Origin of the sequence: Streptomyces sp. NPDC050564 (genome assembly GCF_044457265.1) — a bacterium.
Classification (GTDB): Bacteria; Actinomycetota; Actinomycetes; order Streptomycetales; family Streptomycetaceae; genus Streptomyces.
On the sequence record NZ_JBITGS010000029.1, the window covers coordinates 127,655 to 142,130 of the forward strand.

The window sequence follows — 14,476 nt, forward strand, 5'->3', positions numbered from 1 at the left end:
AGGAGTTGTCGAGGGGGTGAGACCCATTACCGCTGCGTCAGGTCGGGTGCTCTCACCTCGAGGCAATGCGGCTCACCGCCTGTAGGTGAGCGCGAGAGCGCCCTTCGGCCCCTCGAAAGGCTCTCGCATTCATGACCCCTCTTTCTGCTTCCGTCGTCGCAACGCTCCGTTCCGCAGGCTGTGTCTTCGCCGAGGACGAGGCGGAGTTGATCCTCTCCACCGCCCGCACCCCCGACGAGGTCACGGCCATGGTGGACCGGCGCGTGACGGGACTCCCCCTCGAACACGTCCTCGGTTGGGCCGAGTTCCACGGTTTGCGCATCGGCGTGGAACCGGGTGTCTTCGTGCCCCGCCGCCGCACCGAGTTCCTCGTCGACCAGGCCGTGGCGCTCGCGAAGAACGCGTCCGTCGTCGTGGACCTGTGCTGCGGCTCGGGCGCGGTGGGAGCCGCTCTGGCCGCGGCCCTCGGCGGGCCCGAACTGCACGCCGCCGACGTCGAACCGGCCGCGGTGCGCTGTGCCCGCCGCAACGTCGCGCCGTTCGGCGGACTCGTCCACGAGGGCGACCTCTTCGCCGCCCTGCCCGACACGCTGCGCGGCCGCGTCGACGTCCTGGCCGCCAATGTGCCCTACGTCCCCACCGAAGAGGTCGGCCTGCTGCCCTCGGAGGCCCGCGATCATGAACCCCTGGTCGCTCTGGACGGCGGCGCGGACGGGCTCGACCTCGTGCGCCGGGTCGCCGCCGAGGCGTCCCGCTGGCTGGCCCCCGGTGGCTGTCTCCTCGTCGAGACGAGCGAACACCAGGCACCCCTGGCCGTCGAGACCTTCGCCCGCAGCGGTCTGATCACGCGGCTGGAGGTCTCGCGGGAGATGTACGCCAACGTCGTGATCGGCATCCGGCCGTAGTCACGGGGCCGGTGCGTCCGACGTGCCGTGTTCGGTAAGGGATCGTCGGGTTCCCCCGTCCGGCGCGCCACTCTGCGGCTGTCAGGGCTCCGATGTCGCAGCCGCCCCGGACGGTCGGCGACGACGGACGCCTCGGGCTCGTCGGGCGCCGAGAAGGCCGGCGGCACAAGGACGAGCAGGCCTGCGAAGTGGCCGTCGGCCGCAATCTCCACGGCCGGCTGACCGTGGCGGAAGGGGCCGGACTCGACGCCGGCCCCAACGTCACGATGGTCGCCGTCCCCGATGCGGGCCACCTGGTGATGGCCGACCGGCCCGCACCGGTCGGCGCACTCGTCGCCCGGCCGGCCCTCGGCCGAGTGACCCTCGTCATTATGCAACTAGTTGCATAAAGTGCGGCCTGTCGTCTACAACAGACGCACGACACCGCGCACGGAGGGCCCCCGATGAGCCGTTACCCGCACCTGCTGAACCCGCTCGACCTGGGCTTCACCACGCTGCCCAACCGCGTGCTCATGGGCTCCATGCACGTGGGCCTGGAGGAGGCCGAGCGCGGCTTCGAACGGATGGCGGAGTTCTACGCCACCCGGGCGCGCGGCGGCGTCGGCCTGATCGTCACCGGCGGCATCGCGCCCAACGAGGCGGGACGGCCGTACGAGGGCGGCGCCAAGCTGACCACCGAGGCGGAGGCCGAGCAGCACGCAGAGATCACCGCCGCGGTGCACCGCGAGGGCAGCAAGATCGCGATGCAGATCCTGCACTTCGGGCGGTACGCCTATCACCAGGACCTGGTCGCCCCGAGCGCTCTGCAGGCACCGATCAGCCCCTTCCCGCCGCACGCGCTCAGCGACGCCGAGGTCGAGCAGACCATCGACGACTACGCGCGCGCCGCCCGCCTCGCCCGGCGGGCCGGGTACGACGGCGTGGAGATCATGGGCTCCGAGGGCTATCTGATCAACGAGTTCATCGCGGCCCAGACGAACCGGCGCGAGGACCGCTGGGGCGGCTCGTACGAGAACCGCATGCGCTTCCCCGTCGAGATCGTCCGGCGCGTACGCGAGGCGGTCGGCGAGGACTTCATCATCATCTACCGCCTGTCGATGCTCGACCTGGTGCCGGGCGGCTCCTCCCTCGACGAGGTCGTCACGCTCGCCAAGGCCGTCGAGGCCGCCGGTGCGACCATCATCAACACCGGCATCGGCTGGCACGAGGCCCGTATCCCCACCATCGCGACCTCGGTGCCGCGCGGCGCGTACGCCTGGGTGACCAAGAAGGTCATGGGCGCCGTCTCCGTCCCGCTCGTGACGACCAACCGCATCAACACTCCCGAAATCGCTGAGCAGTTGCTCGCGGACGGCCACGCCGACATGGTGTCGCTGGCCCGCCCGATGCTCGCCGACCCAGACTTCGTCGCCAAGGCGGAAGCCGGTCGCCCCGAGGCCATCAACACCTGCATCGGCTGCAACCAGGCCTGTCTCGACCACACCTTCAGCGGCAAGATCACCTCCTGCCTGGTCAACCCGCGCGCCTGCCACGAGACCGAGCTCGTCCTCTCGCCGACCCGGCTGCGCAAGCGCGTCGCCGTCGTCGGCGCCGGTCCGGCCGGACTCGCCTGTGCGGTCAACGCGGCCGAGCGCGGCCACGACGTCACCCTCTACGACGCCGCCCCCCAGATCGGCGGCCAGCTCAACGTCGCCCGCAAGGTCCCCGGCAAGCAGGAGTTCGACGAGACGATCCGCTACTTCCGTACACAGCTCGAACTGCACGGCGTGGACGTCCGGTTGAACACCCGCGTCACCGCGGACGGATTGGACGGCTACGACGAGGTCGTCGTCGCGACGGGCGTCAGCCCCCGCACCCCCGAGATTCCCGGCGTCGACCACCCCAGCGTCGTGGGCTACCTCGACGTGCTGCGCGACAACGCTCCCGTCGGCGACCGCGTCGCGATCCTCGGCGCCGGCGGCATCGGCTTCGATGTCGCCGAGTTCCTGACCGACAGCGGCGACAAGGCGAGCGAGGACCCGGCGACGTACTTCCGCAACTGGGGCGTCGACATGGACTACCGGGCCCCGGGCGGTCTCGCCGCGCCGGAACGGCCCGCGCCCCCGCGCACCGTCCACCTTCTGCAGCGCAAGACCTCCAAGGTCGGCGCCGGACTGGGCAAGACCACCGGCTGGATCCACCGCACCGAGCTCAAGCACCGGGGTGTCACCATGGTCCCGGGCGTCCAGTACGACCGGATCGACGACGCCGGACTGCACGTCACCGTCGAGGGGCACAGCCAGGTCCTGGAGGTCGACACGATCGTGCTGTGCACCGGACAGGAGCCGCGCCGCGACCTGTACGAGGAGCTGCTCGCCGCGGGGCGCAGCGTGCACCTGATCGGGGGCGCGGACGTGGCCGCCGAGCTGGACGCCAAGCGTGCCATCAAGCAGGGCACGGAGCTGGCGGCGGCGCTCTAGGGGCGAGAGGCGGGAAGGCCGTGGCGGCGTCCGGCGGGCCGCGGCCGGGCGCCCGGTCTCCGGGGCGGCCCTCCCTAGGATGACCCCATGTCACTCCCGCACGCGATCCTCACCGCCCTGCTCGAGAAGCCGTCGTCGGGCCTCGAACTGACCCGGCGGTTCGACAAGTCGATCGGCTACTTCTGGTCGGCGACGCATCAGCAGATCTATCGCGAGCTGGGAAAACTGGAGGCCGAGGGCTACATTCGCGCCCTGCCCTCCGAGCAGCCGGCCCGGGGACAGAAGAAGAGCTATGAGGTCCTGCCCGCGGGCCGCGCCGAACTCGCCCGCTGGACCGCGGCCTCCCAGGATCCGAAGCCGCTGCGCGACACGATGCTGCTGCGGCTGCGCGCCTCGGCCGTCGTCGGCACCGCAGGCGTCGAGGCCGACCTGCGCCGTCATCTCGCGCTGCACCAGCGGCAGTTGGCGGAGTACGAGGAGATCCAGGAACGCGACTTCCCGCCGGACAAGGACACCCCACAGGACCGCCTGCGGCACCTCGTGCTGCGCGCCGGCATCGACCTGGAGACCTTCTGGACCCAGTGGCTGACCCACGCGCTTGAGGAGTTCGAGCGGCCGCCCGGGCCCGCGCCCAAGTAGCGGTCACCGCACCGGCGGCCGTCCCTCCGACCGGAGTCGGGTGGACGGCTGCCGGTGTGACGGTCCCTTGAATCAGAGCCGGTTGGGCTTGGCCCGGCGGCGCAGGTACCAGGCCGCCGCCACGATGCCGGTGCCGACCAGTGCGCCGCCGCCCACCAGGGTGAGCGTGCCGTAGTCCCGGACGGCTCCGCCGAAACCGCCCATGACTCCGCGCGACGGCGAAGCCGTCGAGGAGATCGTGGGGGCTTTGGGGGTCTTGGGGGTCGTGGGGGACGAGACGATGATGGACTGGGTGCCCGCCGTCGTTCCGTTCGCGCAGACCACGATGACCGTGTAGGTGCCGGGGCTCACGCCGGACCAGTTCGCGGACTGACTGCTGCTCGTCCCCGTCAACGACGCTTGGCGCCCTTGGGAGAAGTTCGCCTGTCCACTGGTGAGCAGGGCGGCGTTGCCGAAGCTGCTGCCGTTGCTCGGGCACGCGCTGGTGGTGACCGAGACGCTGGTGCCGGTGGTGCTCACGGAGATTCCGGAACCGTACGCGACGGCCGACGGAGCGGCCAGGGTGAGCGGCAGCGCAGCGGCGGCGGCCACGGTCAGGCCGGAGCGGAGAGGTATCTGAGTAGTTCGCATTTGGACTGCCCTCCAGCGGCACGGTTGGCGGTACTTCCCATGCGCCGCCGAGGATTGGAAAGGCCCGTGCTGCCTCAGGGAGAGCCAATGCGCCACCGGCCCGGTCCGCACCCGGAGGGGGACCGGGCAGGTGATGAATACCTTCGTACGGCGGATTGCCGGGGGGTTTGTCGCGGCAGTCGGCCGTCGGTCACCACGAGCGGCCCGCCTGCAGCAGTCGCTCCCGGACGAGTGCCACATGGGGGTTGTCCGAGGCGCCGGGCCGCTGGGTGAGATACCCGGTGTTGATCGGCGGATCCTCGGGCGACAGCAGGGGCACCAGGGCGCCGGAGGCCAACTCGTCCAGGCACAGATACCGGGGGAGCACCGTGATCCCGGCGCCGGCGGCGACCGCCGCGAGGACGCCGCGCAGATCGGGCACCGTGATCGCGGCCTGCCCGGTCAGCCGTACGCCGAAGACATGCCGCCAGTAGCGGCGGGCGATGGGCAGATCCTCGGCGTACGTCACCAGGGGCACCCCGTGCAGCGCGGCGGCCCCCTCGGCAGCCACTCGCTCCGGGCCGATGCGCTCGGCCCACGCCCGGGAGGCGACGAGCACGAACTCCTCGTCCATCAGCGGCACGGATGTCAGGGTGCGCCCGCGCGGCCGGGTTGTGGCGATCACCAGATCGAAGCGGCCGCCGCGCAGTCCCTCCAGGAGGTCGTCGGTCAGCCCGGTGCTGATCCGCAGCCGCACCCCCTGTTCCGTCAGCGGCGCAAGCGCGGGCAGCGCCTTCACGCACAGCAGTTCGGCCGGACCCGCCACATGAACCGGGTCTGGCGGCTGGTCGGCACCGATGCCGCCGCGGTCCGCGACCGCCGCGAGCGCGTCCAGCGGTGCCGCGACCTGCGCGGCCAGCTCGTCCGCCACCGACGTCGGCACCACGCCCCGCGGCCCCCGCTCGAACAGCTCCCGGCCCAACTGCTCCTCCAGCGACCGCATCTGGGTCGTCACCGTCGGCTGGGAAAGGCTCAGCAGCCGCGCGGCCGCCGTGAAGGAGCCGGACCGGTGCACCGTGAGGAAGGTGCGCAGCAGGGAGAGATCGAGGGGTGCGGCGGCATTGATTTCCCTATGGGACATGCGACCAACTCTAGGTCGTGCCTATGGTCGGCTTCCCGTAGTCACCGTGCGCTCCGTCGAGAATCCGCTCCATGTGCCGTCCGGCAGCTTCGCCCTGATCCGCACCCGGTGCCCGACCCCGGCATCCCGGCCCACATAGAAGCTGTACGTGGACTTCCCGCGCGGCGGGATGCCGCCCCACACGAGCGAGGTCACCGGACGCCCGTCGAGATGGATCTGGTACTCCGTGATCACTCCGTCCACCTCCGGCGCGTCCCACGACAGATCGAGGTAGTACGCCCCCTCCGCGCGGTGGGTCGTCGCGCGAAAGCCGGTCGGCGCCGTGCCCCGGCCGTCGTCCGACCCCGGCGCGGTGGTGAGCCGGACGGGGTCGCTCCCGGGCGAGAGATTGTCCGCCGCGTCGCGCGCCCGCACGGTGAAGGAGTAGTGGGTGCCGGGCCGCAGCCCGGTGACCACCGTCGCCGTCTGCGCGCCGCCGACGCTGTGGATCTTCGAGGTGCCCTGATAGATGTCGTACGAGGCCACGCCGCGGTCGTCCGTCGACTTCTCCCAGGACAGCTGGGCCGCCCGGCTCCCGACCGCCTGGCCGTGCGGTCGGCCGGGGCGGGTGGGCGCAGTGTGATCGGCCGCGACCGCCGCCGGTGTGGTGGCGCGCACCTGCTTGCTGGGCGGCCCGGAGTTCCCGGCGGCGTTCCGGGCCCGGACCGTGAAGACGTATGTGGTGGACGGTTGGAGCCGGGTGACGTCCACCATGTGCTCCGCGCCGGGCACTTCTTTGACCTTTGTGGTGCCGCGATACACCTCGTAGCGGGTGACCTCGGGATCCTCGGAAGCCAGGTTCCACATGACGTGCACGCTGGTCGCACTGCCCGCCGCGGCGGTGACGCCCATCGGCGCCGAGGGGAGTCGTTCGCCCTGGCTGTCCTGGTGCGCACCCCACCCGCACGACGCCAGGAGGAGCAGTGACCCGCACATGACGCCGCGGAGCAAAGCAAGGGGAACGCGTCGCACGGGCCTGCCTTACCTCGACGGGATTGGTCTGTACCTATAAGACACGGCTGGCGCGGTCACATCAAGAGGATGGGCGGCTGTTGGCCGGACCGGCGCGGGGGTACGTATGCTGATGCCTGACGTGACGTGAACTCGCCCTTGTCCCAGGGGAGTTCACGTCCACGGCGCGGACCGCTGTCGTCGCTGATCCCGCGCCGGCGAGAGCGGTCGAGTGGCCCGAGCCGACTGCGGCTCGAGCCCTCGGCCGCACGGCGCCCGCCGGAGCGTCCGTGCACGCCGTCCGCGCGGCTGTGTCCCCGTCTCGAAGGGGCGCTGCCGCAGCGACGATGGAGTCCGCGCCGACATCCCCGTATGCGGTACACGGGAAGCGGTGTTCTGGAAGGCCGACCTGGACATCGACTGTGACGGCGGGCCCGGCCCCCTGTGCAACCGGCAGACCGACCCGCTCTTCTCCGAGACCAACCAGCAGTCCGACGGGCGGTACTTGAGCGCCGAGACCCTCCCGTACGTCGTCGTGCCCAGTGCCGGCGACATCTGGGACCCTCGTGAAAGCGGTGTTCGCGGCGGGTCGTTCGTCGCGGTGATCTACCGGGACCGGGTCCAGTACGCGGTCGTCGGCGACGCGGGACCGCGCGACCCCATCGGCGAAGCCTCGTAGGCCACCGCCAAGGCGCTCGGTATCCGCCCCGACCCGCAGGGTGGCGGGACGGACTCCGGTGTCACGTACATCGTCTTCAGGAACTCCCGGATGTCGCCCATCGAGGACCACGCGGCCGCCGTGGCGGCGGGGGAGCGGCCGGCCGGGCAGTTCGTCCGCGACCGCGGAGCGGCCGCCGGGCCCGGCCCCGGGTGGTAGTCAGACCGCGGCCCAGCCGTTGTCGACGGGCAGGATCACCCCGTTGATGTTGCTCGCGGCGTCCGAGGCCAGGAACACGATGGCGGCGGCCTGCTCGTCCGCGCTCGCGACGCGGCCGACGTTGCCCATGTACGCGAGGATGGCCGTGGGGCCCGTCGCGCCCTGCTCGACATCCGGAACCATGCCGGTCTGCGTGCCGCCCGGGGCTATGGCGTTGGCGCGGATGCCCTTGTCCCGGTAGGTCACGGCAAGGGACTTCGTGAAGCCCGCGATGCCGTCCTTCGAGGCGGTGTACGCGGCCCCCGCGGCGCTGCCGCGCAGGCTCGCCTCGGACGCGGTGTTCACGATGGCGCCCTTGCCGGCGTCCAGCATGTGCGGCAGCACCGCCCGGGTGAGCAGGAAGGGGGCGGTGAGGTTCACCCGGATGACCCGCTCCCACTCCGCGTCGCTCACGTCTCCCGCCGCAGACATGCGGTCCATGATGCCGGCGTTGTTCACCAGCACGTCCACCCCGCCGAACCGCTCCACCGCGGTCGCGGTCACCCGGTCGACGACGGCCTGCTCGCTCAGGTCGCCCGTGATGGCCACGGCGGTACCGCCGGCCGACACGATGTCCTTGACGGCGCTCTCCAGTGGTGGTCATGACGTTCTCCCGAAGGGGTGCGTGCGAGGCGCGGCGAATTCGCCGCGCTGCACACCGTACGACTTAATGTCCTTGAGTGACATAAAGTCCGGGAGCCTTTTTCGAGATCGTTAGACTCACCGCAGTGCAGGGCAGCAGCCGCAGGCGGAACCGAGGGAGTCACCAGTGCCGGACGGCGCCATCACCGAACCTCCCGGCCGAGCGGGCGGCCGAACGGGACGGCCTCCGCTGACCGAGCAGCGCAAGGAGGAGATCCGGCTGGAGATCGCGCGCGCCGCGGTGGAGCTGTTCGTCTCCCAGGGCGTGGTCGCGACCACCGGCGAGCAGATCGGACAGGCGGTCGGCGTCTCCGCACGGACCCTGTGGCGCTACTTCCCGAGCAAGGAGAGCTGCGTCAGCCCCCTGTTCGCGGCCGGGATCGAGGCGATCGCCTGCGCGCTGCGCGCATGGCGCCCCGACCAACCGCTGGAGGACGCACTGGAAGGGGCGGCCACGACCGGCGACCGCCCGATGGCGAGGCCGCACCTGCCCAAGGTCCGCGCGCTGCTGAGGCTGACCCGCACCGAGCCGGGCCTGCGCGCGGTCTGGCTCCAGGCCCACGACGAGGCCGAGCCGGTCTTTGCCCGCGCGCTCGCCGACCGCGCCGGCCTGGCCGCCGTCGACCTGCGGTCGGAAATCCGGGCCGCCATGCTCAACGCTGCGCTGCGCACGGCGGTCGAGCACTATGCGTGGCGCACCGACGAGGAGGAACCCGACGCCGAGACGGCACAGGCCGAGCTGGTGGCGACCATTCGCTCGGCCCTCGCCGTCGCGGCCGAAGGACTTTCCTGATCAGGCCCGGAACCCGTGCTCCCGGGGCTCACGCCTTCCGGTACGTGTAGGCCTCCACGGCCGCCGCCTCGACGGCGGCGAGGTCCGCGCCCGCCGAGGCGGTGACGACCGCGGCCACCGCACCCTCGATGAAGGGCGCGTCCACCAGACGGGTGTTGTCGGGGAGTTCGCCGCCCTCGGCGAGCAGCGCCTTCACGGTGAGGACCGCACTGCCCAGGTCGGCGAGGACGGCGATTCCGACGCCACGGTCCGCGGACGCGGCCGCGGCGGCGATCAGCTCCGCGCTCGTGCCGAGACGGCCGTCCACGGTGCCGCCCGCCGGAGCGACCGGAGCGGTCGTGCCGCCACCGGCGAGGCCCGTCGCCAGCTCGGCCACGGAGGCGGCGACGGCGGCACTGTGAGAGACCAGGACGATCCCCACGAGCTTGTCCGTGGAGTCACTCACCAGCCGCCTCCACGAGCGCCGCGATCAGGAGAGCCGAGGACGTGGCACCGGGATCCTGGTGCCCGATGCTGCGCTCGCCCAGATAGCTCGCCCGGCCCTTGCGGGCCTGCAGCGGGATCGTCGCGACAGCGCCCTCCTCGGCGGCGGCCTGCGCCGCGCCGAACGAGTCGGCGAGCGCGTCGACCGCGGGCACCAGCGCGTCGATCATGGTCTTGTCGCCGGGCGTGGCTCCGCCCAGCGCCATCACCGCGTCGATGCCCGTGCGCAGCGCGTCCGTGAACTGTTCCTCGGTGACCTCGGCGGAATCCCCGAGCGCCTTGCCGGTCCGGCGCAGCAGGGTGCCGTACAACGGTCCCGACGCACCGCCGACCGTGGAGACCAGCTGCCGCCCGGCGAGCATCAGGACGGCGCCGGGCGTGTCCGGCGCCTCCTTCTCGAGCGTGGCCACCACGGCGGTGAAGCCGCGCTGCAGATTGCTGCCGTGGTCGGCGTCGCCGATCGGTGAGTCCAGGGCGGTGAGCCGTTCCGCCTCGCGATCCACGGACGCGGCGGTAGCCGTCATCCAACGGCGGAAGAAATCGGCGTCGAGCACGGAATCTCCTTGCGTGGTTGCCTGGTGCGAGCGGTCACTGTGTGGAGCGAGCGTCGGTGGGCGGGGGAGGAGCGTTGACGGTAGGGAAGAGCTTGAACGCGGGGAGGAGCGTTGAAGGGGGAGGAGCGTTGACTGCGCGTGACGAGCTTCGACCGGTTGCCGATCGGCGGCAGCCGACCGCCTGTTGACCGGGTTCACACGCCCCAGCGCAGGCCCGGCGTCTTCACCGGAGCGTCCCACAGCCGCAGCAACTCCTCGTCCACCTGGCACAACGTCACCGAGGCGCCGGCCATGTCCAGCGAGGTGACGTAGTTACCGACGAGCGTGCGCGCCACGGGGACTCCGCGCTCGCCCAGCACCCGCTGCACCTCCGCGTTGTAGCCGTACAGCTCCAGGAGCGGAGTCGCGCCCATGCCGTTGACCAGCAGCAGCACCGGATTGCGCGGGTTCATGTCCTCCAGGATCGCGTGCACCGAGAAGTCGGCGATCTCGCTCGAGGTCATCATCGCCCGCCGCTCGCGGCCCGGCTCGCCATGGATACCGACGCCCAGTTCCAGCTCCCCGGGCGGCAGGTCGAAGGTCGGGCTGCCCTTGGCCGGAGTGGTGCAGGCACTGAGTGCGACGCCGAAACTCCGGGAGTTCTCGTTGACCTGCCGGGCCAGCGCCTGGACCCGCTCCAGCGGCGCGCCCTCCTCGGCGGCGGCACCCGCGATCTTCTCCACGAACAACGTCGCCCCGGTGCCGCGCCGCCCCGCCGTGTAGAGGCTGTCGGTGACGGCCACGTCGTCGTTGACCAGGACCTTCGCGATCTGGATGCCCTCATCCTCGGCGAGTTCGGCCGCCATGTCGAAGTTGAGTACGTCGCCCGTGTAGTTCTTCACGATGAACAGCACGCCCGCACCGCTGTCCACGGCGGCCGCCGCACGCACCATCTGGTCCGGCACCGGAGAGGTGAACACCTCTCCGGGACAAGCCGCCGACAGCATTCCAGGACCCACGAATCCGCCGTGCAGGGGCTCGTGCCCCGAGCCGCCGCCGGAGACGAGACCTACCTTTCCGGCCACCGGGGCGTCCCGCCGTACGATCACCCGGTTCTCGACATCCACCGTCAGCTCCGGATGCGCCGCGGCCATACCCCGCAGCGCGTCCGCGACCACCGTCTCCGCCACGTTGATGAGCATCTTCATGGGAACCTCCTGGTGAGATTTTCAGCTTAGCCTCTGACCGGTATCTCTCCTGGTCAGCGCACGTACGGCCGGATGTTGATCTCGATGGTCCGCGGCGGCCGGGAGGGGGTTTCGGCGGGGTTGTCGCCGACGCGTCGCCGCTTTCCTGACGGGTTGTCATGGATCTGGTGCTGTGCACGTGAGGGAGCCGAGTAGTCCACTCCCGGCAGTATCGGCGCTCAGGGGGCCGTGGTCACCTGCAGCGACAGTCATCGATTCGTGAAGGGCGGTATCCGGCCAGGCCGGGTTGTGGGCCGCCGGGCCGCGCCGGGACTATCCACCAGGACAGAGGTACGGCACGACCGCCGCGCGGAATGCCTCCGCGATGTCCGCGTCGTCTCGGAGGAACACCCCGCGTCAGGTCTGCGGTGTGCCGTGCGGGTGGCTCCTCGGTCGTCGCGTCGCTTCACCGTTCGGTCATCGGGGACTGCCGCTGCCGTACGGGGCATACAGGTCCAGGAGCCGGGTGCGGGCCGAGCGCAGACGGTGGGCGACGATGCCGCCCACCCACTCGGCGACCGCGAGGCCCAGCGCGGGGTCGTCGTGGCACAGCGCCCGTACGGCCATGGCGTCGAACTCGTACGCGCGCACCGGGGCAGTCGTCTCGGCCCCCAGATGCCAGCAGTGCGGGGCGAACAGCCAGGACCAGCCGACGAGTTCGTCGGGTCCGAGGGTCTCGATGACGGCCGCCCGGCGGCCGGGCACGCGCATGTCGAGAGCGATCGTGCCGGAGCGGATGATCCAGAACCGGTCGGCGCGTCCGCCCTCGTGGAAGAGGCGGATTCCCTGGGGGAACGACACCTCGAGGGCGATATGCATCAGTCGCTGCCTGTACTCGGCGGGCAGCGCCCGCAGCATGCCGGCGGTGGGGGGAGCGTTCATGACCGGCCTCCCGGACGGACGTACGAACCTGCCGGTTCCATTGTGTGCCAGTGCCTCGACCCGAACCACGCGGCGCTTCACACCCGGACCATCCGGCACCACACGCCGGCTTCGGCAAGCGCAGGCCTCGTCCAGCGGCAGCGGGCGTACGTCGTGCCGCGCGCCCGCGCCGACGGCCGGATCCACCGGCCGAGTCGGCTCTGCACGTTGCCGCCGCGGGGGCCGTTCATAGGGCCGATCGGCCCCCGCCGAGTACCTCTGGCCCCTCCAGCGCGAACACCCTGGACACGACGCTGGAATCGGATGCCCCGATTTGCAGGAGGTGGAGACCATGCGCCGCGCCGTACTCCACCATGCCGCGGCACCCGCGGCTTTCGTCCCGCACGACTGATTCGCCCCGAGGAGAGACAGAGCATGCAGGCAGCCGTCGTACCGGCCTTCGGAAAGTCCCTGGTGATCGAGGAGTCCCGCGATCCGATGCCCGGCGCAGGCCAGGTCCGCGTTCGTGTCGCGGCCCCGGGTATGTGCCACGGCGTGATCGGCTCCGGCGTGGGCATCCGGCAGAACCCCGACGAGGTGTTCCTGCCGCACGCGGCGGGGCACACCCGGGTGGTCTCCCTGTCCCGCCCCCTGGCCTCGGTCGACGAATCCTTCCAGGACGTCTCGCACGGCCCGCTCGACGCGCGGAGCGTCCACCCGTTCCCCGACGGAAGGTGAGGATCATGGAGCTGCCTCTGGTCGTGGGCGTCGACGGTTCCGAGTCGAGCCTGCGTGCCGTGGACTGGGCGACGGACGAGGCCGGCCTGCACGGACTGCCGCTCCGGCTGGTGTACGCCTCGCTCTGGGAGCGCTACGAGGGCACCTCGCTCGCTCAGGGACCGGACCGCCCCTCGGAACAGGTGATGGCCGAGGACATCGTCGACGCAGCCGCTCGGCGGGCACACCGTCGCGACGTCGAGTTGAAGGTCTCCACCGATCTGCTGCCCGAAGAGCCGGTCTCCGCACTGCTGCGCGAGAGCCACAACGCCACCGCTCTGATCCTCGGCGCCCGAGGCCGCAGCGCCATCGCCGAACTACTGCTCGGCTCCGTCGGCCTCACTGTCGCCGCCCGCGCCCACTGCCCGGTGATCGTGCTGCGCGGCAGCCACGACAACCAGGCGAAGTCCGGAACACGGCAACGCATCGTGCTGGGAGTCGGCGAGGAGCCGCAGAACTCCGCGGCCGTGCGCTTCGCCTTCCAGGAGGCGGAGAAACGGCAGGTCGCTCTGGAGGTTGTAGGGTCCTCGCGCCGCCCTGCGCACGAGGCCACCGGCGGCCCGCGGCCGGCCGGAGACTCCGCTGCTCTCCACGAGCAGGGGGCCGCGGACACCCCGGACGCCGCGCTGCGCGCCGCTGCGGCCGACCACCCGTCCGTGGAGGTGCACCGGCGCACCGTCGAGGGCTCCACCCGTAAGGCCCTGCTCGACGCCTCGGCCACCGCCGACCTGCTCGTCGTCGGGGCCGAGCGTCGCCACGGCCATTTCGGGCTGGGCCGGGTCGCGCACGCCGTGCTGCACCACGCGGCCTGCCCGGTCGCCGTCGTACCGCAGTTGGTGTGAACGCCGTGACCGACTCAGGGGCGTGCCGCGTGAGCGGGAGCGCAGAGATCCGGATCACGCGGTCGGGCGCATGCGCCCGACACCGGGGCGGCCCGCCGCCCGGCAGTTCACGGCACGGTCCGCGTGACCCCGGGGTCTCGGGCGCCCGGGGTCTTGGATGCTCGGAGTCTCCCTCTGCTCGTGCCGCCGGCCACGCCGTCTGCTCCGCTCGACGCCGTACCTCGACGCCGTACCTCGATGACGTACCTCAATGACTTACGGAGTGACCATGCCCAAGGTCGAACACCAGGACAGCACCGTACTGACCGATGAGGAACTGCGCACCCTGGACGCCCACTGGCGGGCCGCCAACTACCTTGCCGTGGGCCAGATCTACCTGCTGGCCAATCCGCTCCTGACCGAGCCCCTCACGCCCGCGCACATCAAACCGCGCCTCCTCGGTCACTGGGGCACCTCGCCCGGCCTCAACCTCGTCCACACCCATCTCAACCGCGTCATCACGGCGCGCGGTCTTGACGCGCTGTGCGTGTGGGGCCCCGGCCACGGCGGGCCCGCCGTCCTCGCCAACTCCTGGCTGGAGGGCAGCTACAGCGAGACGTACCCGGACGTGTCACGGGACGCGGCGGGCATGGCGAGGCT

General features: G+C 71.4%; 16 protein-coding genes and 2 pseudogenes. 9 read left to right on the forward strand and 9 right to left on the reverse strand.

Translation table 11 applies throughout. From position 1 onward, the window contains the following. The first annotated feature begins 131 nt into the window (after positions 1–131). From ACIBK0_RS36885 to ACIBK0_RS36900, 4 genes are all read left to right on the forward strand, one after another. On the forward strand, positions 132–905 hold the full coding sequence (locus ACIBK0_RS36885; RefSeq protein WP_399089591.1) for a putative protein N(5)-glutamine methyltransferase: 774 nt from the start codon (positions 132–134) through the stop codon (positions 903–905). Between the two features lie 92 nt (positions 906–997). Continuing rightward, positions 998–1,294 (forward strand): hypothetical protein, encoded by a 297-nt coding sequence (locus ACIBK0_RS36890; RefSeq protein ID WP_399089594.1) that lies wholly within the window; start codon positions 998–1,000, stop codon positions 1,292–1,294. Between the two features lie 54 nt (positions 1,295–1,348). Beyond that, positions 1,349–3,364, forward strand: a complete 2,016-nt coding sequence (locus tag ACIBK0_RS36895) for an FAD-dependent oxidoreductase (protein WP_399089597.1) — start codon at positions 1,349–1,351, stop codon at positions 3,362–3,364. An 87-nt stretch (positions 3,365–3,451) separates the two neighbouring features. After that, complete coding sequence (locus tag ACIBK0_RS36900) at positions 3,452–4,003, forward strand: PadR family transcriptional regulator (protein ID WP_399089600.1); 552 nt, start codon at positions 3,452–3,454, stop codon at positions 4,001–4,003. Between the two features lie 72 nt (positions 4,004–4,075). Here the strand turns inward: ACIBK0_RS36900 and ACIBK0_RS36905 are convergent, their stop codons facing one another. From ACIBK0_RS36905 to ACIBK0_RS36915, 3 genes are all read right to left on the reverse strand, one after another. Next, positions 4,076–4,633, reverse strand: a complete 558-nt coding sequence (locus tag ACIBK0_RS36905; protein ID WP_399089603.1) for a hypothetical protein — start codon at positions 4,631–4,633, stop codon at positions 4,076–4,078. Positions 4,634–4,823: 190 nt separating this feature from the next. Continuing rightward, on the reverse strand, positions 4,824–5,753 hold the full coding sequence (locus ACIBK0_RS36910) for a LysR family transcriptional regulator (RefSeq protein ID WP_399089606.1): 930 nt from the start codon (positions 5,751–5,753) through the stop codon (positions 4,824–4,826). Between the two features lie 21 nt (positions 5,754–5,774). Continuing rightward, positions 5,775–6,764: a fibronectin type III domain-containing protein gene (locus ACIBK0_RS36915; protein ID WP_399089609.1), complete on the reverse strand. Its 990-nt coding sequence runs from the start codon at positions 6,762–6,764 to the stop codon at positions 5,775–5,777. A 370-nt stretch (positions 6,765–7,134) separates the two neighbouring features. Here ACIBK0_RS36915 and ACIBK0_RS36920 point away from each other — a divergent pair, with 370 nt between their 5' ends. Further along, positions 7,135–7,422 (forward strand): glycoside hydrolase family 75 protein, encoded by a 288-nt coding sequence (locus tag ACIBK0_RS36920; protein WP_399089612.1) that lies wholly within the window; start codon positions 7,135–7,137, stop codon positions 7,420–7,422. Between the two features lie 198 nt (positions 7,423–7,620). Here the strand turns inward: ACIBK0_RS36920 and ACIBK0_RS36925 are convergent. Then, positions 7,621–8,250: pseudogene (locus ACIBK0_RS36925) on the reverse strand (SDR family NAD(P)-dependent oxidoreductase); the annotation flags it as partial. A gap of 178 nt (positions 8,251–8,428) precedes the next feature. Here ACIBK0_RS36925 and ACIBK0_RS36930 point away from each other — a divergent pair. After that, complete coding sequence (locus tag ACIBK0_RS36930) at positions 8,429–9,094, forward strand: TetR/AcrR family transcriptional regulator (RefSeq protein WP_399089615.1); 666 nt, start codon at positions 8,429–8,431, stop codon at positions 9,092–9,094. A gap of 28 nt (positions 9,095–9,122) precedes the next feature. On the opposite strand, the gene ACIBK0_RS36935 is transcribed toward ACIBK0_RS36930, so the two are convergent. The 5 genes from ACIBK0_RS36935 to ACIBK0_RS36955 form a co-directional block, all read right to left on the reverse strand. Beyond that, the gene (locus tag ACIBK0_RS36935) at positions 9,123–9,539 is read right to left on the reverse strand and encodes a PTS-dependent dihydroxyacetone kinase phosphotransferase subunit DhaM (protein WP_399089618.1); all 417 of its coding nucleotides are present in this window, start codon (positions 9,537–9,539) and stop codon (positions 9,123–9,125) included. Beyond that, positions 9,532–10,131: a dihydroxyacetone kinase subunit DhaL gene (gene dhaL / locus ACIBK0_RS36940; protein ID WP_399089621.1), complete on the reverse strand. Its 600-nt coding sequence runs from the start codon at positions 10,129–10,131 to the stop codon at positions 9,532–9,534. The genes ACIBK0_RS36935 and dhaL overlap by 8 nt, the downstream gene beginning before the upstream one ends. A gap of 194 nt (positions 10,132–10,325) precedes the next feature. Then, complete coding sequence (gene dhaK / locus ACIBK0_RS36945) at positions 10,326–11,318, reverse strand: dihydroxyacetone kinase subunit DhaK (protein WP_399089624.1); 993 nt, start codon at positions 11,316–11,318, stop codon at positions 10,326–10,328. 53 nt (positions 11,319–11,371) lie between these two features. Beyond that, positions 11,372–11,518: a hypothetical protein gene (locus ACIBK0_RS36950; RefSeq protein WP_399089627.1), complete on the reverse strand. Its 147-nt coding sequence runs from the start codon at positions 11,516–11,518 to the stop codon at positions 11,372–11,374. A 256-nt stretch (positions 11,519–11,774) separates the two neighbouring features. Next, positions 11,775–12,239, reverse strand: a complete 465-nt coding sequence (locus ACIBK0_RS36955; RefSeq protein WP_399089630.1) for a cyclic nucleotide-binding domain-containing protein — start codon at positions 12,237–12,239, stop codon at positions 11,775–11,777. Between the two features lie 414 nt (positions 12,240–12,653). On the opposite strand from ACIBK0_RS36955, the gene ACIBK0_RS36960 reads away from it, so the two are divergent. The 3 genes and pseudogenes from ACIBK0_RS36960 to ACIBK0_RS36970 form a co-directional block, all read left to right on the forward strand. After that, positions 12,654–12,956: a hypothetical protein gene (locus ACIBK0_RS36960; protein ID WP_399089633.1), complete on the forward strand. Its 303-nt coding sequence runs from the start codon at positions 12,654–12,656 to the stop codon at positions 12,954–12,956. A gap of 5 nt (positions 12,957–12,961) precedes the next feature. Beyond that, positions 12,962–13,837 (forward strand): universal stress protein, encoded by an 876-nt coding sequence (locus ACIBK0_RS36965; protein ID WP_399089636.1) that lies wholly within the window; start codon positions 12,962–12,964, stop codon positions 13,835–13,837. A gap of 268 nt (positions 13,838–14,105) precedes the next feature. Further along, positions 14,106–14,476, forward strand: a pseudogene (locus tag ACIBK0_RS36970) (phosphoketolase); the annotation flags it as partial.